Below are 22,855 nucleotides of genomic sequence, written 5' to 3'. Positions count from 1 at the left end.
TATGCATTCAACGAATCTTGCGACGTCCCCCCTGCACCAGGTCAACTACGCGCCGAAGGTGTTCGATCTTTCGAAGAACACGCTGCGCGAGTTCAACCAGGCGCTGCACGAGGTGAAGGACGCTTCCACCGAACCGAACTGGGAAGTCATCAATCCCAAGGGCAGCCACGCGGTTGCCGTTGGCGCCGAGCATCCGATCTCGATCGATGTGCAGGGCAGCGTCGGCTACTATTGCGGCGGCATGAACCAGCTCTCGACGATCACCGTGCATGGCTCGGCCGGCCCGGGCGTCGGTGAAAACATGATGTCGGGCACCATCATCGTGAAGGGCGACGCCAGCCAGTACGCCGGCGCCACCGGTCGCGGCGGCCTGCTGGTCATCGAAGGCAACGCTTCGTCGCGTTGCGGCATCTCGATGAAGGGCATCAACATCCTCGTGCGTGGCAACATTGGCCATATGTCGGCCTTCATGGCCCAGTCCGGCAACCTGGTTGTGCTCGGCGACGCCGGCGACGCGCTCGGCGACTCGATCTACGAAGCCCGCCTGTTCGTTCGCGGCTCGGTCAAGAGCCTCGGCGCCGACTGCATCAAGAAGGAAATGCGCCCAGAGCACATCGCCATCCTGCAGGACCTGCTCGACCGCGCCGGCATCACCGACGTGAAGCCGGAGGAGTTCTCGCGCTACGGTTCGGCGCGCACGCTCTACAACTTCAACATCGACAACGCTGACGCATACTGAGGAACAAAATGAGCTATCACAATCCTCCGACGACGCCACGCAAGTCGGCCACGTTCGATGAATACGCAATGTCCGAAATCCGTCGCGCCGCAGCGACGGGCATCTACGACATCCGCGGCTCCGGCGCCAAACGCAAGGTCCCGCACTTCGACGACCTGCTGTTCCTCGGCGCTTCGATCTCGCGCTATCCGCTCGAAGGCTATCGCGAAAAGTGCGATACCTCGGTCGTTCTGGGCACCCGTTTTGCCAAGAAGCCGATCGAGCTAAAGATCCCGATCACCGTTGCCGGCATGAGCTTTGGTTCGCTGTCGGGCCCGGCCAAGGAAGCCCTCGGCCGCGGTGCAACGCTCTCCGGTACCTCGACCACCACCGGCGACGGCGGCATGACCGAGGAAGAGCGCGGCCACTCCAAGCACCTGGTCTACCAGTACCTGCCGTCGCGCTATGGCATGAATCCGCGTGACCTGCGTCGCGCCGACGCCATCGAAATCGTTGTCGGCCAGGGCGCCAAGCCGGGCGGTGGCGGCATGCTTCTGGGCCAGAAGATTTCTGACCGCGTCGCCGAGATGCGCACCCTGCCCAAGGGCATCGACCAGCGTTCGGCCTGCCGTCACCCCGACTGGACGGGTCCTGACGATCTCGAGATCAAGATCCTCGAAATCCGCGAGATCACCGACTGGCAAAAGCCGATCTACGTCAAGATTGGTGGCGCACGCCCCTACTACGACACCGCGCTCGCAGTGAAGGCCGGCGCCGACGTCGTCGTGCTCGACGGCATGCAGGGCGGCACCGCAGCAACCCAGGAAGTGTTCATCGAGCATGTCGGCCAGCCGACGCTTGCCTGTATCCGCCCGGCAGTGAAGGCGCTGCAGGACCTCGGCATGCACCGCAAGGTTCAGCTCATCGTTTCCGGTGGCATACGCAATGGTGCCGATGTGGCCAAAGCGCTCGCCCTCGGTGCTGATGCAGTATCGGTTGGAACCGCAGCGCTGATCGCGCTGGGCGACAACGATCCGCGTTGGGAGGATGAATACCAGAAGCTCGGCACCACTGCCGGCGCTTACGACGATTGGCATGAGGGCAAGGACCCTGCCGGCATCACCACGCAGGACGTCGAGCTGATGAAGCGCGTCGATCCGATCGCGGCTGGTCGCCGTCTGGCGAACTACCTGAAGGTCATGACGCTCGAGGCACAGACTATCGCTCGTGCCTGCGGCAAAAATCATCTGCACAATCTCGAGCCTGAGGATCTCTGCGCTCTTTCGATCGAAGCTGCCGCCATGGCTGGCGTGCCGCTTGCGGGGACGAGCTGGGTACCCGGGAAGGGTCCCTTTTAAAACCACAAGGATTGGGAGGAGCAATTCACATGGGTACGGCCTTCGAAGCCAAAATCGATCAGTCAGAGGTGACTGATCTCAAAGAGTTCGCAAGGACTCGCAATATCAAGTACTTCATGGTCTCGTATACCGACCTCTTCGGAGGTCAGCGCGCCAAGCTGGTGCCTGCGCAGGCTATATCGGACATGCAGAAGGACGGAGCCGGCTTTGCCGGCTTCGCGACTTGGCTGGACCTGACCCCAGCGCACCCCGACATGCTCGCTGTGCCGGATCCGATCTCGGTCATCCAGTTGCCCTGGCGCCCGGAAGTTGCCTGGCTCGCATCCGACTGCCTGATGGAAGGCAAGGGTGTGGCCCAGGCGCCGCGCAACACGCTGAAGCGCCTCGTCGCCGAAGCCGCCAAGGAAGGCATGCGCGTCAAGACCGGCGTCGAGCCGGAATTCTTCCTGACCACGCCGGACGGCAACCAGATTGCCGACGAGTACGATACGGCCGCCAAGTCCTGTTACGACCAGCAGGCCGTGATGCGCCGCTTCGATGTCATCGCGGAAATCTGCGACGCGATGCTCGATCTCGGCTGGAAGCCCTACCAGAACGACCATGAGGACGCGAACGGCCAGTTCGAGATGAACTGGGAGTACGACGACGTTCTGCAGACCGCAGACAAGCACTCGTTCTTCAAGTTCATGGTCCGCTCGATCGCCGAAAAGCACGGCCTGCGTGCAACCTTCATGCCGAAGCCTTTCCCTGGCCTCACCGGCAGCGGCTGCCATGCCCATATCTCGGTTTGGGATCTGACCGGCAAGAGCAACGCCTTTGCCGACAAGAACATGGAGCTGGGTCTTTCGGAGAAGGGCCGTCACTTCCTCGGCGGCATCATGAAGCACGCCTCGGCACTGGCAGCGATCTGCAATCCGACCGTGAACTCCTACAAGCGCATCAACGCACCGCGCACGCTTTCGGGTGCGACCTGGGCGCCGAACACGGTGACCTGGACCGGCAACAACCGCACCCACATGGTGCGCGTGCCCGGCCCCGGTCGCTTCGAACTGCGCCTGCCGGACGGCGCTGCCAACCCGTACCTGATGCAGGCGATCATCATCGCTGCCGGCCTCAGCGGCATTCGCTCCAAGGCTGATCCCGGCCCGCGCAGCGATGTCGACATGTACCGTGAAGGCCACACCGTCACGCATGGCGCCAAGCTGCCGCTCAACCTGCTTGATGCGCTGCGCGCCTATGACGAAGACAGCGAACTGAAAGCTGCGATGGGCGAGGAGTTCTCCGCCGCCTTCATCAAGCTCAAGACCCAGGAATGGAACTCCTACGCGTCGCACTTCACCCAGTGGGAGCGCGACCACACGCTGGACGTCTGAGGCATACGAACAGGCTCAGCGCCCGATCATTTAGATCGGGCGCGGCCTCGGGCACACCTCACATTTCGCCGGAACACATGCGATGAAATATTCGATCTTCTCACTCGCCAAGGCAGCTTTGTCCGGCCATCAAGGCTGGACCCGGGCCTGGCGCGATCCGGCACCCAAGAGCCACTACGATGTGATCATCATCGGCGGTGGCGGCCACGGCCTGGCCACGGCCTATTTCCTCGCCAACGAGTACGGCATCCGCAATGTCGCGGTGCTCGAAAAGGGCTGGATCGGTTCCGGCAATGCCGGCCGCAACACCACCATCATCCGCTCCAACTACGGCCTTCCCGGCAATACCGGCTTCTACGAGCTTTCGATGAAGCTGTGGGAGCGCATGGAGCAGGACCTCAACTACAACGCGATGGTCAGCCAGCGCGGCATCATCAATCTCTATCACTCCGACGCCCAGCGCGACGCCTTCGCCCGCCGCGGCAACACCATGCGCATCAACGGTATCGATGCCGAGCTGCTCGACGCGGTGCAGATCCGCAAGGAACTGCCGTTCCTGAACTACGACAGCCCGCGCTTCCCGATCATGGGCGGCCTGCTGCAGCGCCGCGGCGGCACTGCCCGCCACGATGCGGTGGTCTGGGGCTATGCCCGTGCCGCCGACCAGCGCGGTGTCGACATCATCCAGAATTGCGAAGTCACCGGCTTCGTTCGCGACCAGAACGGTAAGGTCACCGGCGTCGAGACGTCGCGCGGCAAGATCAGTGCCGGCAAGGTCGGCATGGCGGTTGCCGGCAGCACGTCGAAAGTGGCAGCCATGGCCGGCATGAAGCTGCCGATCGAAAGCCACGTGCTCCAGGCCTTCGTCACCGAGGCGATCAAGCCGCTCATCCCCGGTGTTGTAACCTTCGGCGCGGGCCACTTCTACATCAGCCAGTCCGACAAGGGCGGCCTCGTTTTCGGCGGCGACCTCGACGGCTACAATTCCTACGCCCAGCGCGGCAACATGCCGGTGGTGGAAGACGTCTGCGAAGGCGGCATGGCGGTCATGCCGATGATCGGCCGCGTCCGCATGCTGCGCCAGTGGGGCGGCATCATGGACATGTCGATGGACGGTACGCCGATCATCGACAAGACGCCCGTCGACGGCCTCTATCTCAACGCCGGCTGGTGCTATGGCGGCTTCAAGGCGACACCGGCATCCGGTCTCGTCTTTGCCCATCTGCTGGCGCGCGACGAACCGCACCCCGAAGCGGCGCGCTTCCGGCTCGACCGGTTCCGCCGCGGCGCGATGATCGACGAAAAGGGCCAAGGCGCCCAACCCAACCTGCACTGAAAGCGAGACTGGCGGAATGCGTATTGCATGTCCTTTCTGCGGCGAACGCGAGAACGGCGAGTTCACCTATCTCGGCGACGCCTCGCCCAAGCGGCCCAACTTCGCAGTCGATAGCGGGGAAAGCCCCGAGCGCGTCGAAGACGCCTTCTACGACTATGTTTATCTGCGCGACAACGTAGCCGGCTTCATGCGCGAGTACTGGTATCACGGCGGTGGCTGCCGCTCCTGGCTGATCGCCGAGCGCAACACCGTGACGCATGAATTCAGATCGGTGACGGCAGCCCCCGGTGTGGGCGCGTCGAAGCCGGTGCAGGCAGGAGAATAAAGATGTCGGGCTATTCCGGATCCGAACCGCTCGGCAGGACGGCCGCTGCCGAAGGCAGCACCAGCGCACGCAGCCAGGCTGCATCCGCCAGCCAGTCGCATCGGCTGCGCAGCGGCGGTCTGATCGATCGCCAGGCGCCGCTTCAGTTCTCCTTCGACGGCAAGACCATGACGGGCTTTGCTGGTGATACGCTCGCCTCGGCGCTCGTCGCCAATGGCGTCAAGCTGGTCGCCCGATCGTTCAAGTACCACCGCCCGCGCGGCATCATCACCGCTGGTTCGGAAGAGCCGAGCGCGCTGGTCGAGATGCGCACCGGCGCCCGCAAGGAGCCGAACACCCGCGCCACCACACAGGAACTCTATGACGGGCTGATCGCCCAGAGCCAGAACCGCTGGCCATCGCTGCGTCGCGACGTCATGTCGATCAACCAGCTGTTCTCGCCGATCTTTGTCGCAGGCTTCTACTACAAGACCTTCATGTGGCCGGCGAAGTTCTGGGAAGCGATCTACGAGCCGATCATCCGCCGCGCAGCCGGTCTCGGCAAGAGTGCGGAACTGCCGGATCCCGACCACTACGACAAGGCCTGGGCGCATTGCGACGTGCTCGTCGTTGGTGCCGGCCCCACCGGTCTTTCGGCGGCACTGGCCGCTGGCCGAGCCGGTTCGCGCGTCATCTTGGTCGAAGAAGACAATCGTCTGGGCGGCCGCCTGCTCAGCGACGGCGGCGAGATCGACGGCATGCATGCCGAGGAGTGGGTGCGGCGTGCGACCGGCGAACTCGATGGGATGGCCAACGTTCGCATCATGACCCGCACGGCGCTGTTTGGCGTCTATGACGGCGGCGTCCATGCCGCGCTCGAGCGCGTCAGCGATCACATCCCCGTTCCGGGTCCGCATCAGGTCCGCCAGCGGATTTGGCGCATCGTCGCCAAGCGCTCGGTGGTCACTGCCGGTGCCATCGAGCGGCCGATCGCCTTCCCGGGCAACGACCGTCCGGGCGTGATGATGGCTTCCGCCGTGCGCACCTACGTCCATCGCTTCGCGGCGATGCCCGGCAAGCGCGTCGCGCTGTTCACCAACAATGACGACGGCTGGCGCACGGTCGAGGCGATCCAGCAGGCCGGCGGCGACATCGCAGCAGTGATCGACCCGCGCGGCAAGGTGCCGGCGGAATACCAGGCACTGGCCGAACTCTCCGATCTGCGCGTGCTGGCCGGCGGCGTGACCGACGTCAAGGGCGGCGTCGATGGCGTGCGCGGCGTTGTGGTGACTGCCGCCGATGGCAGGAAGCAGCAGATCGATGCCGACTGTCTGGCGGTGTCCGGCGGCTGGAACCCCAATGTGGGCCTGTCCTGCTTCCATCGCGGCAAGCCGGTGTGGCGTGACGACATCGCGGCGTTCGTGCCGGGCGACTGCCCGACGGGCATGGTCATGGCGGGCGCTGCCAATGGCGAATTCTCGCTTGGTGCGTGCCTGCGCGACGGTCATGCCGCCGGTGCGGCCGCGGCCGCCGATTGCGGCGCTTCGGGCAATGCCGGCGAAGCCTCGGAAGCGGGCGACGAGGTCTACGCGATCTCGCCGCTCTGGCAGGTCAAGGCCAAGGGCAAGGCGTTCGTCGACTTCCAGCACGACGTCACCGCATCCGACGTGACGTTGGCCCAGCGCGAAGGCTTCGAGAGTGTCGAACATCTCAAGCGCTACACGACGCTTGGCATGGCGACCGACCAGGGCAAGACCTCCAACATCACCGGCCTTGCCATCATGGCCGATGCCACCGGCCGCACCATCTCGCAGACCGGCACGACGATCTATCGTCCGCCATATGCACCGGTGGCGATCGGCGCGCTCGCCGGCCATCACCGCGACGAGAGTTTCCACGCCTGGCGCCTGACGCCCTCGCATCACTGGGCCGCGGCCCGCGGTGCGGTGTTCGTTGACACCGGTCTGTGGAAGCGTGCCCAGTGGTACCCGCAGCCGGGCGAGAAGGACTGGATTGAATCGGTCACCCGCGAAGTGCTCGCCGTGCGCAACGGCGTCGGCTTCTGCGACGTCTCCACCCTGGGCAAGGTCGACGTGCGCGGCGCCGATGCAGGCACGTTCCTGGATCGCGTCTACATCAATGCCTTCTCGTCTCTCGGCGTCGGCAAGGCCCGCTACGGCCTGATGCTGCGCGAGGATGGCATCGTCATGGATGACGGCACGACATCGCGTCTTGCCGAAGACCACTACTTCCTGACCACGACCACAGCCAAGGCCGGACCGGTCATGGCGCATCTCGAATTCTGCCGCCAGGTGCTCTGGCCCGAACTCGACGTGCAACTGTCGTCTGCGTCCGACCAGTGGGCCCAGTTCTCGATCGCAGGTCCGAATACCCGCAAGCTCTTGCAGGCGCTGGTCGATCCGTCGGAAGACATGAGCAACGAAGGCTTCCCCTTCATGGGTGCCCGCGAGGTCAAGCTGCGCGGCGGAGTCACCGCCCGCCTGTTCCGCATCTCGTTTTCGGGTGAAATTGCCTTCGAAATCTCGGTGCCGGCGCGCTACGGCGCGGCGATGGCCGAGAATCTGATGATCGCCGGAAAGCCTTATGGCGTGACGCCTTACGGCACCGAGGCGCTTGGCGTCATGCGCATCGAGAAGGGCCACGTTGCCGGTCCCGAACTCAATGGCATGACGACGGCTGACGACCTCGGCCTCGGCAAGATGATGTCGAAGAAGAAGGACTTCATCGGCCGAGTCATGGCCGGCCGCGAGGCGCTGACCGCAACCGACCGCCAGGTCGTCGTCGGCATCAAGCCGCTCGACCGTGCACGCCGCCTGCGCTCCGGTGCGCATGTCATCCCCAAGGGCGGCATCCCGGGTCCGGCGACCGACCAGGGTTACGTCACGTCGGTCTGCTACTCGCCGATGATGGAACAGTGGATCGGCCTCGGCCTGGTCGAGCGCGGCCGCGAACGCATCGGCGAGATCGTCCGCATCCACGATCCGCTGCGGAGCGAGGACTATGAAGCCGAGATCTGCAGCCCAGTCTTCTACGATCCCGAAGGAGTGCGCCAGCGTGGCTGATTTTTCCTGGAACACTCAATCGCCGCTCCAGAAGGCGCTCGTCGCCGGCCGCCATGGCGTGGCCAGTGCCCAAGCAGGCGTGACGCTTGTCGAGGTGCGCGACCTCGTGCTGGTCCAGGTCATGGCCCGGCGCGGCAAGGCTGCCGACACCGCCAAGGCGGCAAAGAAGCTGTTCGGCGTCGATGCGCCGAGCACGCCGAAGGCCGTCGCAGGCAAGACTGCGACGCTCGTTTGGTCGGGACCCGACCAGTTCACCGTCCTGGCACCACGGACGGACGAGAGCTCGCAGATCGATGCCATGAGCCAGGCGTTCTCCGGCTCGGCCTCGCTTTCCGACCAGTCGGACGGCCGCTGCCTGATCCGGGTTTCCGGCCCTCGCGGCCGCGATGCGATCGCCAAGTTCTCGTCGCTCGATTTGCACGACGCTGCCTTTCCGGTCGGCGCTGCGGCAAATACGGCGGTCGACCACACGGCGGTCAATTTCTACCGTGAGGCGAATGGCGCCGACGGCCATCCGGTCTATAGCATGCTGGTTTTCACCAGCTTTGCCGACAGCCTGTGGCACACCATCGTGGATTCGTCGCTGGAATATGGCGTTGACACGTCACGGACGCGCGCGGCGGCCTGAACGCCTGCAAGAATTGCAGATAAGCGAAAGCCCCGGAGCGATCCGGGGCTTTTTCGTAGGCGGGTCAGGCGCGGCAAAATCAGAAGTTCAAAAATGCGACTGCCGCCACGGCATGCGTGGCGGCCAGGCAGAACGACAAATTCGGTTGACGCTCAGGCGTCGACGCAAGCCTTGTGCAACTGGGCGAGCGATGCGCTCGGGCGCAGCAACGACAAGGTCAGAAGTTCAACGCAGAGCGGCATCACCAGCTTGGCGCCGTCGGCATAGAGCGAACCGCCCGAGGCGCGGAACGAACCCTTGTCAATGATGGTCTCGAGAACGTCGCGCGTCCTGAGCGGCAGCAGGTCGGTGCAGGCGCTCATGCGGGCGAAGACATGGCTGATCGGGACGTTGAAGCCATCGACAGGTACGAGAGGTTCCTCGTTGCCTTCCTTCCACTCCTCAAGTGCTTCGAGCGCGTCATGGAAGGCGTTCTGAAGGGTGATGGGCGCGTGGCCCTCATAGAGTTCCGGCAGCACTTTCTGCATGGGCGTGTTCCTCTTCAAGCTCGGTTGGATTGTGCTGTGGCAACGCGGAATTGGGTATTGGACCTCACTGTAATGTGCCTCCCATACTTGCCTTGTATTCAACATATTTGCACATGAGTTAAATCTCGTCCACTGCAAATCGCACTGGACCAACCTGCTGGAAGCTCCTGATTTTCCGCCCCTTGCGGTAGTCCAATTTGGGGTTTTTCGATCATCGTTCGGCCAGTATCGGCACCACCCGAACGAATAGGAAATCTACCCGTCCGGGCGTTTTCAAAGGGACGGAAAACCGGTCTGCTCGGCATCAGGAAAACTGCATTTCCTGGATAGCCGGCTCAACGAACCGGCGTCCCGGAACAACACGAGATGAATGGGTGCCGCTTGGAGGAGAGCAAACCACTCAGCTTTCGTGAGGACGTCCGCAGCCTGCTGTTCAGGGTGCTGTTGGCCGTCGTCAGCGAACGCGAGCCCGATATGGCCGAGGTTCTTACCGGCCGCGTGAGCCTCGATGCGCTCGAAAGCGGGCAACGCATCGCCGCGCTGCAGGCGACCGGTATCTGGTTCCAACTCGTCGCCATTGCCAATGAGCTTCTGGCCATGCGCTCTCGGCGCGAGCTGGAGCAGATGGGCGGTGCCGACGAAGTCATCGGCTCCTTCGCCAATGTGATGGGCGAGATCGCCGCCGCCGGCTACCCGGCCGAGGAAATCCAGGCTACCCTCGATGCGCTCAGCGTCGGGCCGACCATGACGGCGCACCCGACGGAGGCCAAGCGTGTCACCGTCCTCGAAATTCATCGCCGCATCTACCGCAAGCTGACCGAACTCGAGCAGCAGCGCTGGGCGCCGCGTGAGCGTGAACAGCTGATCGACGACCTCAAGAGCGAGATCGAACTGCTGTGGATGTCGGGCGAATTGCGGCTCGAGCGGCCTTCGGTCGAGCGCGAGATCGCCTGGGGCCTGCACTTCTTCCGCGAGGTGATCTTCGAGGCGACGCCCAAGCTCTATGAAAGCGTCGAGGAAGCGCTGGCGCGCCACTACCCCGAATACGATCTCAAGGTGCCGTCCTTCATGCGGTACGCCTCATGGATCGGTGGCGACCGCGACGGCAATCCGAACGTCACGGCCAAGACCACGGCTTACGCGCTCAACGAGTGCCGCCAGGCGATCGTCGGCTGGTACATCAGCCAGGTCCGCAAGCTGGTCACCGTGCTCAGCATCAGCTCCAATGTCGTCGATATTCCGGAAGCGTTTATCAAGGCGCTGGGCCATGCCCTGCATCGCAGCGGCAATGCCTCGGAGATCGTCGCACGCAATCCTGACGAGCCCTTGCGCCAGTTTGCCGCCGCAATGCTCGACCGTCTGGAGGCTATGCGTGGCGAGGCTTCTGCCAAGCCCTACACCCGTTCGGAAGCCTTCAAGACCGACTTGCGCGAGCTGGAAAACGTGCTTGGCCAGCTTGGCGGCAAGCTGATCGCACGGCGCTTCGTGAGGCCGGTGCGCCAGCAGGTCGAAAGCTTCGGCTTCCGCACGGTTTCGCTGGACATTCGGCAGAACTCCACCGTCGTCAACCGTGTGCTGAGCGAGCTGTTCAAGCACGCCGATCCCGAGACGGCACCTTCTCCCGACACACCGCAATGGACCGCGCGTATCCGGGCCGCCCTGAACTCCGGTGAGCAGCTTGAAGTCGACCGGCTGGCGCTGTCGGAAGAGGCGCAGGAGCTGCTCGACCTCTACGACGTCATCCGCAAGGCTTCGGCCGGGCTGAACGGCGGCGCTGTCGGAGCCTTCATCCTGTCGATGACGCGGTCGAGCGACGATCTCCTCGCGGTCTATCTGCTGGCGCAGTATTCCGGCATGGCGACGGCATCCGACGGCAGCGGAACCATAGCCCTCAGGGTCGTGCCGCTGTTCGAAACGATTGCCGACCTGCGCGCCGCGCCGGAGATTCTGGACCAGCTGTTCGGCGTTTCCATCGTCCGCCGCTCGGTTCGCGATTTCGGCAACAGCCAGGAAGTGATGCTTGGCTACTCCGATTCCAACAAGGACGGCGGTTTCCTCGCCTCCAACTGGGAGTTGAACAAGGCCCAGCGGCGGATCACGGCGCTCGCCATCAAGCGCAAGGTCAAGATCAGTTTTTTCCACGGCCGTGGCGGTTCGGTCAGTCGTGGCGGTGCGCCGACGGGCAGGGCGATTGCTGCCCAGCCGGCTGGCACCATCGGCGGGGCGATGCGCGTCACCGAGCAGGGCGAGGTGGTGTCGTCGAAGTTCGCCAACCGTGGCACCGGTCTCTACCAGCTTGAGATACTGGCCGCGAGCGTGTTCGCCCACACCGTCAAGTCGCCGAACGAGCCGGAGCTCAAGGACATCCCCGAGTTCAGCGAGGCGCTGGAAGCGCTGACCGGCATGTCGCAGGCGTCTTATTCGGGCCTGATCAACGAGCCGGGCTTCATCGACTACTTCCACCAGGCGAGCCCGGTGGAGGAACTGTCGCTGCTCAAGATCGGCTCTCGTCCGGCGCGTCGTTTCGGTGCCAAGGACATCTCCGACTTGCGCGCCATTCCATGGGTTTTCGCCTGGAGCCAGAACCGGCACCTGCTGACCAACTGGTATGGCATTGGCAGCGCGCTGAATTCCTTCGTCAACGTGCGCGGCGATGCCGGCCTTGACCTGCTCAGGCAGATGTTCGAACGCTCGCGCTTCTTCCGCCTCGTCGTCGACGAGGTCGACAAGGGCCTCTACCAGTCCGACATGGACATCGGCTACCTCTATGCCGGGCTAGTGCAGGACCGCGAAGTGGGCGAGCGCATCTATCGCAAGATCGCGGCCGAATACGCGCTGACGCGGCGGATGATCGCCGAAGTCAATGGCGGGCTCAAGCTGTCCGAACGCTTCCCGGCCTTCAAGCGCCATTTCGACCGCATCCGCCCGCAGATGGACTCGATCCACCGGCTGCAGGTGCAGCTGCTGCGCGAGGTGCGCGCCCAGGATGGCGCCACCGCCAAGCCCAAGCGCGCCGTCAACGCGCTATTGCTTTCGATCAATTGCATTTCTGCCGGCCTCGGCTGGACAGGATGACCACGTTTTCAGGCGCCGCAGGGCGCCACAAGGGAGGAGCCTCATGAATATTCCCACCAGACCCGGTATCGGCAGTGCCCGCCACTTCTTCCGCACGGGCGTCGCCCAGGCAGACCCGGCCGTCAGCGATGCGATGGATCGCGAACTCCAGCGCCAGCGTGACGAGATCGAGCTGATCGCTTCGGAAAATATCGTCTCCAAGGCGGTGCTCGAGGCCCAGGGCTCGGTGCTGACCAACAAATATGCCGAGGGCTATCCCGGCCGGCGCTACTATGGCGGCTGCGCCTATGTCGACGAGATCGAGGATCTGGCGCGCGAACGCGCCAAGACGATGTTCAACTGCAGCTTCGCCAACGTGCAGCCGAACTCCGGCAGCCAGGCCAACCAGTCGGTGTTCATGGCGCTGATGCAGCCAGGCGACACCTATCTCGGCCTGAACCTCGCCGCGGGCGGTCACCTCACGCACGGCGCGCCGGTCAACCAGTCTGGCAAGTGGTTCAAGCCCGTCTCCTACGGCGTCAAGCCCGACACGCACCGCATCGACATGGACGAGGTGCGCGATCTCGCCAAGAAGCACCAGCCCAAGGTCATTCTCGCCGGCGGCTCGGCCTATCCGCGCATCATCGATTTCAAGGCGTTCCGCGAGATCGCCGACGAGGTCGGCGCCAAGCTGTTCGTCGACATGGCCCACTTCGCGGGCCTGGTTGCCGGCGGTGTCCATCCCAATCCGCTCGACCATGCCCATGTGGTCACGACCACGACCCACAAGACCCTGCGCGGCCCGCGCGGCGGCATGGTGCTGTCCAACGACGAGGAGATCGGCAAGAAGATCAACTCGGCCGTCTTCCCCGGCTTGCAGGGCGGCCCGCTGATGCACGTCATCGCAGCCAAGGCCGTTGCCTTCGGCGAGGCGCTGACGCCCGACTTCAAGGTCTATGCCGCGAACGTCGTGTCCAACGCCAAGGTGCTGGCCGAGACCCTGCAGGAGGGTGGCGTCGATATCGTGTCGGGCGGTACCGACACGCATCTCATGCTTGTCGACCTCAGGCGTAAGAACCTCACCGGCAAGGCGGTGGAAGCCTCCCTCGGGCGGGCCCACATCACCTGCAACAAGAATGGCATCCCGTTCGATCCGCAAGGTCCGATGGTCACCTCGGGTGTCCGGCTGGGCACGCCGGCCTGCACGACCCGCGGCTTCCTTGCCGAGGAATTCCGCCAGGTCGGCCGCATGACCATGGCCGTCATCGATGGCCTTGCGGCCAACGGCGAAGCCGGCAATGCCAAGATCGAGGCTGCCGTTCGCGAAGAAAGCCACGATCTGGTCGGTCGATTCCGAATCTACGACTGATTCCTGTCGCTGGAGAGCGGGCATGCCTTGGCAAATTCGATTGGAATGTGCCAAGGCATGATGCCGGTGTCGATGGCAGGTTGATGGCGCAACAGAAAAAGCTGAATGTCCTGGTTGCCGAGCGTAACCCGCTGGTGATTTCGGCATTGCGCGACATGATCAGCCGCGACGAGCGCTTCGAGTTTGCAGAAGGCATCCAGAGCGGGGAGGCCTTCATTCAGGCGGTGGTGGGCGCGCAGCCTTCGTTCGACGTCGCCATCGTCGCCTGGAAGCTGTCCGACATGGATGCCAGCGAGGTGCTGATCGAGCTTCAGCGCCGGCAATTGACCGCACGCCTGGTCGTCTTCTCAAACGATCATGATGTCGGCATCCTGAAGCAGTGCGTGCGGCTCGGCGCGCAGGGCTTCTGCTACCAGTTCGACGATCCCTGTATCCTGTTCGATACGCTGCTGGCCGTTGCCAATGGCCGCATCTGCATTCCTTATGTCGACGTCGGCAAGATCAACGAGACGCCGCTGTCGCGCCTGACCACCCGCGAACTCGAATTGCTCGGCGTCCTGGCCGACGGCTGGACCAATCTGCAGATCGCGACGCGGACCGGGATCTCCGAAAACACAGTCAAGTATCACCTCAAGAATCTCTACGACAAGCTCGGCGTGCGCAACCGCGCCATGGCGGTCGCGCTCTACGCTAGCGAGCGCAAGCGCGGCCCGCAGCCGATCCCGCGATAGGGAACCCAGGCGCCCGTTGCTGTCATTGCGGCAGGGCCAGGGCCTTCTTTTCCTCCGCCACCGACAGCGGGGCTCCGGCATTGATCGTCGTCAGGTAGGAATCGACAGTCTCCGTGGCCCCGGCCGGGACATAGTCTCCTCCAGGCGCCTGGGCGGCCACGGCCAGCCGGACGTCCCAGTCCTGTTCCGGACGGCAAGCGATCGACACGATGGCAGACTTAGACGCGCGGTGAAGTTCGAACTCGCGGCACAACGTGCCGGTTTCGTCGCGGAAGCTGGAGACGAGTTTCAACGTGGCATCGCCCAATGCCACATCGGTGCCCGAGGCCGTCGAATCGAGCGCCTTGGCGACTTCGGCGTCGTTGATCGTGGTCATGGCCAGGTTGCCGGAAGCCGGCGCGCCTGCCTGGCCCGCGAGGTAGCCGCCGGCGCCGAAGACTACGGCTGCCAGCGATGCCGCCAGCGGCATTGCCCAGGTCGAACGAGCCGGGCGCATGTCGCGCGACGGAAAGGTGACGACGTTGTTGGCCACCGCCGAAGGATCCGAGGCGCGCGCCTCGTCGATCATCTTTTGCACCGACTGTGTCAGCGCTTCGGGAACCGGCTCGTCGATCAGCGGCTTCAGCGCTGATGCTGCCAACGCCCGGCTTTCGATGAAAGCGGCGACGCGGGCAACGAGGTCGTCGTCCGTCTCCATGGCCGCTTCGACGGTTGCCGTCGTGTCGTCGTCGAGTTCGCCGTCGGCGAATGCCATCAAGGTTTCGTCGTCGAATTCGCGCCTGCTCATTTGTTTCCACCTTTTTCGGGTGAACGGTCGGTCCCGGAGTTTATTCCAGCCGCGTCGGCAAGATTTTTGCGGGCGCGGGAGAGCCTGCTCATGACGGTGCCGATCGGAATGGACAATATCTCCGCCGCCTCTTTGTACGAAAGGTCCTCGACGCAGACGAGCAGCAGCACTTCGCGCTGATCGTCCGGCAATTCGTCGATTGCCACCGCGACGCTTTTCAGGGTTAGCCGGGCTTCGGCATCGCGCTCGCCGCCAGAACCGGCAATATCGGGCGTTTCGTCGATGTCTTGTTGCGGTCCCGCCGTCTTGGCGCGGCGAACGTGGTCGATCCACAGGTTGCGCAGGATGCGGAACATCCAGGCATCGAACCGGGTGCCTTGCTCGAATCGATCCTGGCTCGCCAGCGCGCGCTCGCAGGCCGCCTGCACGAGGTCGTCGGCGAGATCGCGCGACCGGCACAGCGAGATGGCGAACCGGCGCAAATTGGGAAGGAAAGCTATCAGGCGATCGCTGACCTGTACCTCGTCACCCTTCATGCGGTCGTACCCTGTCGCTCCCCATGGAATAAAAAGGACATTCGTCCGTTGGCCCAAAATGCACAAATGCATTCGAAATGATATGGGATGCCGGCAGGCTTATGTGGATCGCTAACAATTGACGCCGATGCGCTACACCCTAGGAAAGGCCGAACGATGCTTCTGAACGCTCAATCAAGCTCCATCGCCATTGCCCTGGCATTGGCCCTGACCGGCGCCAGCTTTGGCGTGCCCGGTTCGGTTCCCCTCGCTGGAAGTCTGATCGGCGTGTCGGTGGCACATGCCGATGACGACGACGACGATGATGATGACGACGATGACGACGATGGCGCTGCCGGTGGAGGCCAGACCGGGGGCAGGGGATCTGGTTCGTCGGTCCAGCGCTCCACGGGCGGCAATCTCCTCGACCTGTTCAGGAAGAGCGAGCCCAGAAGCCCGCGTCGGAAAGCGCCTGCGCCCGTCGAAGTCCGCCAGGCACCTCAGCAGATCGTAGCACTCGGCCTCGACCAGGCAGCGATCGACGGCCTGAATGCGGCAGGCTTTTCGATCAGCGAACGCGTGACGGTTTCGCTGGCCGGCGCCGAGATGGTGCGACTGGCCATTCCGCGCGGGCTGACCCTCGAGGCAGCGCGTGCGCAGGTGGCGGCCGCCGCTCCGGGCGCGGTCGTCGACTACAACCACTTTTATCGACCGGACCAGGCGAGATCGGAGCCCTGTGGTGGAAACCAGTGCCTGGCCCGCAATGTCGTCGGCTGGCCGAAATCCAACGCAGTGCCAGGCCGGTGTTCCGCGCCCGCAAAGATCGGCCTCATCGACACTGCGATCAATGCCGATCATCTGGCCTTTTCCGGCGGGCGGATCGAGACGATCAGGCTTGGGGATGGCGATCTGCCGGACTCCGGCCGCCAGCATGGCACCGCCGTGGCGGCGTTGCTGGTGGGGTCGGCCGAAAGCCGTACGCCCGGCTTGGTACCCGGCAGCGAACTCATCGCGGTGGATGCCTTCCATCGCGGTTCGGGCAATGACGACCGTTCGGCAGTCTACGATCTGGTGCATGCCATCGACCTGCTGGCCAACCGCGGCGTTCAGGTCATCAATATGAGCCTGACAGGCCCTGCCAACCTGTTGCTCGAACAGGCGATTGAAAAGGCAGCCTCGCGCAACATCGTGCTGGTGGCTGCAGCCGGCAATGATGGCCCGCGCGCAGCTCCTCTTTATCCAGGGGCCTATGACGGGGTGATTGCGGTGACGGCGATAGACCGGCGCAAGAACCCTTACCGGCGCGCCGGCGCAGGCGACCATGTCGACATTGCTGCGCCCGGCGTCCAGGTCTGGACCGCGGCCTCGGTCAAGGGTGCGCAATCGAAGACCGGCACGTCCTTTGCTGCACCGTTCGTAACCGCGGCGGCGGCAATGATGCTGGCTGCCGATCCTCACTTGAAGGCGGGCGATATCGAAGGGCTGTTGCAGAAGACGGCCGAGGATCTGGGCAAGCCGGGCAAGGATCCTGTCTTTGGTTGGGGACTGCTGAATGCCCGGGCGATCTGCCAGGGCTAAAGCGACTTCTATCGTCAGTCGAACAATGGAAGCTGCTGCGGGAACCGCGGCGGCTTTTTCTTTGTCTTGGATCTGTGCCCGCACCCGTATCCATTCGGTGGTCAGCAACGGCACGGGCTAATATTAGCGCCTTTCAAGATAATCAAAGATGTCCGTTTGGAAGCCGGCGTCATTCATGAAATTGTCATCAGTCTTTCATAAAGACCGGTGCACCTGATTGTAAGGCATTGAATTACGTTACTTATCTCAATTTTCCCAATCGCAGAAAAAAGTTGCCTGCGGCGGAATAGAGTCTGTTTTCGTCCGTTCTTCCTGACGTCGCCGCCATGGCGGCAAAAAATTCAGGAGATGGAACATGCCAACCCTTTGTCCGTCAGCGCCTCCGGGCTGCTTGCTGCTTAACCCATTCGAGGCAGCCCGCGTGGGTACACGCCTCGTTCGCAAGGGGAGGTCGAAATGACACCTCAACTGCTGCAGAACCTCTTCGTCATGGAATTCGTGCGCTTTGCCGTGGACGTCACCGGCATGTCGATCCTGTTGTTCGGCATGTACTACCGGCGCTATCGCGACAAGGAACTCGTCACCGCCGCCGCATTGTTCAACATTTTTGTTTTCGCGGTCCTCACCGTGCTTTCGGTGGTCGATTTCGGCGTGGCAGCCGGCTTCGGTCTGTTTGCGATCCTGGCGCTTTTCACGCTTCGCTCCGAACCGCTCAGCAAGACGGAGATGACCTATTTCTTCGGCAGCGTCGCCATTGCGGTGATTTCCTCCGTGCAAGGAACCACAATCCCGTTCGCGGCCGCAACCGTGCTGTTCGTGCTGATCGGTGCCTACGTCATCGACCATCCGAAGATGCTTCAGTCTGTCAGCGGCACCAAGGTCTCGCTCGACAAGATCCATCTGGCGCTGCTGTCGGATCCGGTGGCCATGCGCGCGGAGCTGTCCACACGGCTCGGCGTCGATGTGCTGTCCTACCAGGTCCTCCAGCTCGATTACATCACCGAAATGGCGAAGCTCAATGTCCATTATCGCAAGCACTGACTCCTGGCTGGAGCGCGGCTTCTTGCCCATCAGCCTTTCCCAGCTGAACGGCAAAGCCGCCATGCTCGAGCGGCTGGACAACAAGTACGTCGTCGACGCCACCGTGCTCAAGCACGCCGCCGGCGACCTGGCCCAGGCTTTCGACATGCTCGAAATCGATGGATTGCGGGCCTTCACCTACGAGACCTGCTACTTCGACGATGCCGACCGGCGCAGCTATTTCGACCACCACCAGGGCAGGCGCCAGCGCGCCAAGGTCAGGGTTCGCCGCTATGCCGAGGCTGGCCTTTGCTTCCTTGAAGTCAAGCTGAAGGACAAGCGCGGCATCACCGTCAAGAAGCGCCTCGACCGGGATCCGGCGAAGTTCGGTGTCCTGGACGATGCGGCCATCACCTACATCGACGACGTGTACCGAGCCCAGTACGGCCAGCCCTTTCCGCACCAGCTGTCCCGCGTCATCGACATGCGCTACCGGCGCATGACGCTGGTCGCCAAGCAAGGCGGCGAGCGCATGACGATCGATTGTGGCCTGCAGTTCTTCACTCCGGAGGCACAGCACGCCGTCGACGATGGCCTGTTCATCATCGAAACGAAGTCGGCCAACGGCAATGGTGTTGCAGACGCCATACTGAGGGCGCTGCATCAGCATCCGACGAAACGGTGCTCGAAATATTGCGTCGGCACCGCGCTGCTCAACCCAGGCACCAAGCACAACAAGTTCCTGCCGGCCTTGCGCAAGCTTGGCGGCTTTCCCAGCCAAGGGGCACAGCCCATGGCCACCCAACAATAGGAGAAAACGAGATGATCAAGAAAATCTTGCCGGCACTGCTTCTGTGCACCACGGTCCTGGCGCCTGGATCCTTGGCGATGGCACAGTCGTCCAGCTTCGCGCTGACCTTGCTCGACAGCAAGGCCAGCCCGGCCAGTGGACCGGGCGGTCACAACATCAACGAACTGTCCGGCCTGGCCTGGGATGCGGACGACAAATTGCTCTATGCGGTTTCGGACGACGGCGTGCTGCATCATTTCCGCGTGGAGATCAAAGACAACAAGATCGCCAGCATGGAGCCGGTGTTTTCGGTTCAGCTCGCCACCGGCACGACCCCCGCGCTCGTCAATGCCGAAGGGCTCGCCGTGGTGAATGGCGACAACGGCACGCCGTCGGACGGCGAGCTCCTCGTCGCCTTCGAGGACGGTCCCGCGATCCATCGCTTCAAGCCCGACGGCACGCCGATCGAAGCGCTGACTCTGCCGGGCACGTTGTCGGACGTCGCCCAATACAATGAGCCGAACAGCCGGCTGGAAGCGGTGGCCGCCACGATCGATCGCGGCATCGTGACGGCGCCGGAGGAGGCGATGCAGGGCCAGCCCGGCGACACGCACACGATCTACGGCCTGGATGGCGGACGCTGGACTTTCCCGACCTTCCAGCCCAAGCGAAGCAACCTGAAGGCCATCGAGACGATGCCCGGCGGGCAATTGCTGGTGCTCGAACGCACGCGTGAAACCAAGGGCGGTCCGAGCATTGGCCGGTTGCGCGTCGTCGACCCGCAGGCCTGCGCTGCCGAGACATGCACGGCGACGGAACTCGATGCAGGTGCCAGCACGCTGCTGAACGACAACTTCGAAGGCATGGCCCGTCTCACCGACGAGCTCTATCTGGCCGTGACCGACAAGACCAAGAAGGAAACGCCGTCGACTGAATTCGTCCTGTTTTCGGTCATCAAGCCGGACTGAGTTCGCTGTAGCCGCTTGGCCGATCAATCAACTCGGCAGGCATCATTGCCTGCCGAAAATCATGAGTGTCGCTCTCCCGACGCCGACCGTTTGTGACTCCCGTATCGCCACCTCAAATTGACGCTTTGGCAGCCAAAACGTCCTTTGTGACCCCTCCGCATGGGGCTTCGGGCCTGTCCCGTAAAATTTCCGACATCCTGCCAAATCCATAAAACTCAATCGTTTCAATGTCGTTCTGCTCTGGCCTAAAGCCTGGGTGCGGCATGTGATCGCGGCTTCACTTGACAGCAATTTAAGTTTGCCGGACATTCCTCAGGGGAAATTAATTTCCCGCATAATGAAGCCGAAAACGGCCGAGAGGAGGAGGAAAATGGAAGCAACACTAGCCCATCGAAGCGGAGATGCGACGCTTGAGCAGCGCATCGACAAGATGCACGGACGCGATCGAGCAGGCCTTGTGATTTTTGTCGTGGTGCTGTGGTGCACCATGTTGTTTGCTCTGTTCAGCGTCTGGTCCTACATCTCGCTGCCCGCCATCCGCGTGATCCTGTCGATCGCCTGCGCGCTGGTGCTGACGTTCAACACGGCGGCCATCGTCGCCATGCTGCGCCACTACGTCGAAGACAAACACTTCATCTATGGCCTTGACCTCAAGCATCTCGACGAGATGCGGCGTCGCCGAGGCTGAGGAAACGCACAATGGCTTACAAACCTCCAAAACAGGGCCTCGCGGGCCAGATTTTTGACGTCCTGACTTTGCTCGTGCTCACCGTCGGCGCGCTCTACATTCCGCTCTACCTGGGCCTCGCCGGCGCCGCCAAGGTGCCCAACCCAATCGCCAACCCGACCTGGGAAGCGCTCGGCCAGAACGCCACCGAGCAGCAGCAATGGGCCGCTCTCGGCATCACCGATCCGGCAGCAGCCAATGACATCATCACCGCCCGGTTCGACTACAGCTTCAGCTGGGTCGCGCTGATCGTCATGGCGGTGCTGGTCATCGGCTACTTCGTCATGGTCGTACGGCTGTCCGACAAGGAATATCGCGAAGTCATCGAAGAACGCTTCGGCAAGAAGCCATAGGGAGAGGCCACTATGGATACCTGGAACATCCTGGAATACGTGGCTTGGGCACTCTCGGCCATGTTCGGCGTGCTGATGCTCATCGACCTCATCCGCATCGACACCACCTATGACAACGAACTGCTGATCTCCTCTCGCGAAGGCGAGATCGAGGCGACGGCAGAGCGCCACGAGATCTGAGGGGACGACGATGGCAAATGTAACTTCAACGGCAGGGGAGCCTGAACGGCTTCAGCTGCTGCGCGTGCTGGGCCCGGCCCATATCTGGGCGCTCGGCGTCGGCATCGTGCTCGTCGGCGAATATATGGGTTGGAACTTCTCGGTCGGCAAAGGTGGCATGATCGCCGGTCTCGTCGCCTGCTGGGTTGCCGGCCTGCTCTATACCTGCGTCGCCATGATCGATTCCGAGGTGACGTCGACGGTCGCCGCGGCTGGCGGCCAGTATGCCCAGGCCAAGCACATCGTCGGCCCGTTGATGGCCTTTAATGTCGGCCTGTTCCTGGTCATGGCCTACACCATGCTGGAGGCGGCCAACGCGATCACCGTCGGCTTCCTGCTCGACACGGTTGCGGGCATGCAAGGGCATTCCGGGCTCAATCAGCAGCCCTTCATCATCCTCGCCATCATGTTCCTGGCGTGGCTAAACTATCGCGGCGTGCTGGCGACGCTGACCTTCAATCTGGTCATCACCGCAGTCGCCTTCCTGGCGATCATCACGCTGTTCGTCTCCGTGCAGTTCGGCGCCTCCAACGTTCCGCTCGACTTCTCGGCGGTTACCACCGATCCGCTGCCTTACGGCTGGGTAGGCATCGTTGCGGCGCTGCATTTTGGCCTCTGGTACTATCTCGGCATCGAAGGCACCTGCCAGGCGGCCGAGGAAGTGCGCTCGCCGGCACGTTCGCTGCCCTACGGAACCATGGCTGGCATCATGACACTGCTGATTGCCGCGACCATGACCTGGTATGTCTGCTCGGGCCTGGTGCCGTGGGAATATCTCGGCCAGGCGGGTACACCGCTGTTCGATGCCGCTCGCGTCACCGGCAGCACCGGCTTGATGATCCTGCTGTTCGTCGGCACGACCTTCGCCACGCTGGCGTCGGCCAATGGCTGCATCAACGACGCCTCGCGCGCCTGGTTCTCGATGGGCCGCGACCGCTACCTGCCGAGCTGGTTCGGTGCCGTGCATCCGGTCTACCGGACGCCCTACCGCGCCATCGTCTTCCTTGTTCCGATCGCGCTTATCTTCGCGCTCGGCGCACCGCTTGACCAGGTCGTGACCTTCTCGATCCTGTCGGGTTTGCTCGGATACACCTTCATGACCTTCAACATGGTGATGTTCCGTAACAAGTGGCCGCTCGACACGATCAAGCGCGGCTATGTGCATCCGTTCCACCCGTTGCCGACGATCGTCCTGCTGATCCTGTGCTCGACCGCCTATTTCGCCGTGTTCCTCGGCTATGGCACGCAGCTCAGCGCGATGATGTGCTTCTACATCGTGGCATCGCTCTGGTTCCACTTCCGGCGCTACCAGTTCGTGCGCCGCGGCGACCAGTTCACCATGCCCTGGCCGAAGCCAGTCGGTTACTGACCTACCAGGGAATGGCGGCGCGGACCTCGCGCCGCCATTTTCGCAACA

Annotated in this window: 21 protein-coding genes; 18 read left to right on the top strand and 3 right to left on the bottom strand. The window is 63.1% G+C overall.

Going from position 1 to position 22,855, the window contains the following annotated elements:
* The first annotated feature begins 1 nt into the window (after nucleotide 1).
* From GGR00_RS23990 to GGR00_RS23960, 7 genes are all read left to right on the top strand, one after another.
* Nucleotides 2-739: a GltB/FmdC/FwdC-like GXGXG domain-containing protein gene (locus GGR00_RS23990; RefSeq protein WP_055976081.1), complete on the top strand. Its 738-nt coding sequence runs from the start codon at nucleotides 2-4 to the stop codon at nucleotides 737-739.
* A gap of 8 nt (nucleotides 740-747) precedes the next feature.
* Complete coding sequence (locus GGR00_RS23985; RefSeq protein WP_055976086.1) at nucleotides 748-2,076, top strand: FMN-binding glutamate synthase family protein; 1,329 nt, start codon at nucleotides 748-750, stop codon at nucleotides 2,074-2,076.
* A gap of 29 nt (nucleotides 2,077-2,105) precedes the next feature.
* A complete protein-coding gene (gene glnT, locus GGR00_RS23980; RefSeq protein WP_055976091.1) occupies nucleotides 2,106-3,449 on the top strand; it encodes a type III glutamate--ammonia ligase in 1,344 nt (447 codons plus the stop codon).
* Between the two features lie 82 nt (nucleotides 3,450-3,531).
* On the top strand, nucleotides 3,532-4,785 hold the full coding sequence (locus tag GGR00_RS23975; RefSeq protein WP_055976094.1) for a sarcosine oxidase subunit beta family protein: 1,254 nt from the start codon (nucleotides 3,532-3,534) through the stop codon (nucleotides 4,783-4,785).
* 16 nt (nucleotides 4,786-4,801) lie between these two features.
* Entirely contained in the window at nucleotides 4,802-5,110 is a 309-nt protein-coding gene (locus GGR00_RS23970; RefSeq protein WP_055976098.1) for a sarcosine oxidase subunit delta, read from the top strand.
* Between the two features lie 2 nt (nucleotides 5,111-5,112).
* Entirely contained in the window at nucleotides 5,113-8,172 is a 3,060-nt protein-coding gene (locus tag GGR00_RS23965; protein ID WP_244487838.1) for a sarcosine oxidase subunit alpha family protein, read from the top strand.
* The gene (locus GGR00_RS23960) at nucleotides 8,165-8,800 is read left to right on the top strand and encodes a sarcosine oxidase subunit gamma family protein (protein WP_184701663.1); all 636 of its coding nucleotides are present in this window, start codon (nucleotides 8,165-8,167) and stop codon (nucleotides 8,798-8,800) included. Before GGR00_RS23965 ends, GGR00_RS23960 begins: the two co-directional genes overlap by 8 nt.
* Nucleotides 8,801-8,952: 152 nt before the next feature.
* Here GGR00_RS23960 and GGR00_RS23955 read toward each other — a convergent pair whose 3' ends face one another.
* Nucleotides 8,953-9,327, bottom strand: a complete 375-nt coding sequence (locus GGR00_RS23955) for a BRA0787 family protein (protein ID WP_184701661.1) — start codon at nucleotides 9,325-9,327, stop codon at nucleotides 8,953-8,955.
* A 381-nt stretch (nucleotides 9,328-9,708) separates the two neighbouring features.
* On the opposite strand from GGR00_RS23955, the gene GGR00_RS23950 reads away from it, so the two are divergent.
* The 3 genes from GGR00_RS23950 (at nucleotide 9,709) to GGR00_RS23940 (ending at nucleotide 14,481) form a co-directional block, all read left to right on the top strand.
* Nucleotides 9,709-12,402, top strand: a complete 2,694-nt coding sequence (locus GGR00_RS23950; protein WP_184701659.1) for a phosphoenolpyruvate carboxylase — start codon at nucleotides 9,709-9,711, stop codon at nucleotides 12,400-12,402.
* A gap of 43 nt (nucleotides 12,403-12,445) precedes the next feature.
* Nucleotides 12,446-13,750, top strand: a complete 1,305-nt coding sequence (gene glyA, locus GGR00_RS23945) for a serine hydroxymethyltransferase (protein WP_184701657.1) — start codon at nucleotides 12,446-12,448, stop codon at nucleotides 13,748-13,750.
* Nucleotides 13,751-13,833: 83 nt separating this feature from the next.
* The gene (locus GGR00_RS23940) at nucleotides 13,834-14,481 is read left to right on the top strand and encodes a LuxR C-terminal-related transcriptional regulator (RefSeq protein WP_184701655.1); all 648 of its coding nucleotides are present in this window, start codon (nucleotides 13,834-13,836) and stop codon (nucleotides 14,479-14,481) included.
* A 22-nt stretch (nucleotides 14,482-14,503) separates the two neighbouring features.
* Here the strand turns inward: GGR00_RS23940 and GGR00_RS23935 are convergent, their stop codons facing one another.
* Entirely contained in the window at nucleotides 14,504-15,268 is a 765-nt protein-coding gene (locus GGR00_RS23935) for an anti-sigma factor family protein (protein WP_184701653.1), read from the bottom strand.
* Nucleotides 15,265-15,804 (bottom strand): RNA polymerase sigma factor, encoded by a 540-nt coding sequence (locus GGR00_RS23930; protein ID WP_184701651.1) that lies wholly within the window; start codon nucleotides 15,802-15,804, stop codon nucleotides 15,265-15,267. Before GGR00_RS23930 ends, GGR00_RS23935 begins: the two co-directional genes overlap by 4 nt.
* 156 nt (nucleotides 15,805-15,960) lie before the next feature.
* On the opposite strand from GGR00_RS23930, the gene GGR00_RS23925 reads away from it, so the two are divergent.
* The 8 genes from GGR00_RS23925 to GGR00_RS23890 all read left to right on the top strand — a co-directional run bounded on the left by GGR00_RS23925 (nucleotide 15,961) and on the right by GGR00_RS23890 (nucleotide 22,807).
* Nucleotides 15,961-17,361, top strand: coding sequence for a S8 family serine peptidase (locus tag GGR00_RS23925; protein ID WP_184701648.1), 1,401 nt, complete (start codon nucleotides 15,961-15,963; stop codon nucleotides 17,359-17,361).
* A 456-nt stretch (nucleotides 17,362-17,817) separates the two neighbouring features.
* Nucleotides 17,818-18,402, top strand: a complete 585-nt coding sequence (locus tag GGR00_RS23920; RefSeq protein ID WP_210315120.1) for a DUF4956 domain-containing protein — start codon at nucleotides 17,818-17,820, stop codon at nucleotides 18,400-18,402.
* Nucleotides 18,380-19,192 (top strand): polyphosphate polymerase domain-containing protein, encoded by an 813-nt coding sequence (locus GGR00_RS23915; protein ID WP_184701646.1) that lies wholly within the window; start codon nucleotides 18,380-18,382, stop codon nucleotides 19,190-19,192. The genes GGR00_RS23920 and GGR00_RS23915 overlap by 23 nt, the downstream gene beginning before the upstream one ends.
* An 11-nt stretch (nucleotides 19,193-19,203) precedes the next feature.
* Nucleotides 19,204-20,139, top strand: coding sequence for an esterase-like activity of phytase family protein (locus GGR00_RS23910; protein WP_184701644.1), 936 nt, complete (start codon nucleotides 19,204-19,206; stop codon nucleotides 20,137-20,139).
* 370 nt (nucleotides 20,140-20,509) lie between these two features.
* Nucleotides 20,510-20,827: a hypothetical protein gene (locus tag GGR00_RS23905; RefSeq protein WP_184701642.1), complete on the top strand. Its 318-nt coding sequence runs from the start codon at nucleotides 20,510-20,512 to the stop codon at nucleotides 20,825-20,827.
* An 11-nt stretch (nucleotides 20,828-20,838) separates the two neighbouring features.
* The gene (locus GGR00_RS23900) at nucleotides 20,839-21,219 is read left to right on the top strand and encodes a hypothetical protein (RefSeq protein WP_184701640.1); all 381 of its coding nucleotides are present in this window, start codon (nucleotides 20,839-20,841) and stop codon (nucleotides 21,217-21,219) included.
* A 12-nt stretch (nucleotides 21,220-21,231) separates the two neighbouring features.
* Nucleotides 21,232-21,399, top strand: a complete 168-nt coding sequence (locus GGR00_RS23895; RefSeq protein ID WP_108610234.1) for a hypothetical protein — start codon at nucleotides 21,232-21,234, stop codon at nucleotides 21,397-21,399.
* A gap of 10 nt (nucleotides 21,400-21,409) precedes the next feature.
* On the top strand, nucleotides 21,410-22,807 hold the full coding sequence (locus GGR00_RS23890) for an APC family permease (protein WP_184701638.1): 1,398 nt from the start codon (nucleotides 21,410-21,412) through the stop codon (nucleotides 22,805-22,807).
* Nucleotides 22,808-22,855 lie beyond the last annotated feature (48 nt).

Origin of the sequence: Aminobacter aganoensis, assembly GCF_014206975.1 — a bacterium.
In the GTDB taxonomy this organism is placed as follows: domain Bacteria; phylum Pseudomonadota; class Alphaproteobacteria; order Rhizobiales; family Rhizobiaceae; genus Aminobacter; species Aminobacter aganoensis.
The sequence above is the reverse complement of the archived record's forward strand: the minus strand, read 5'-3'. Positions and strand labels throughout refer to the sequence as shown.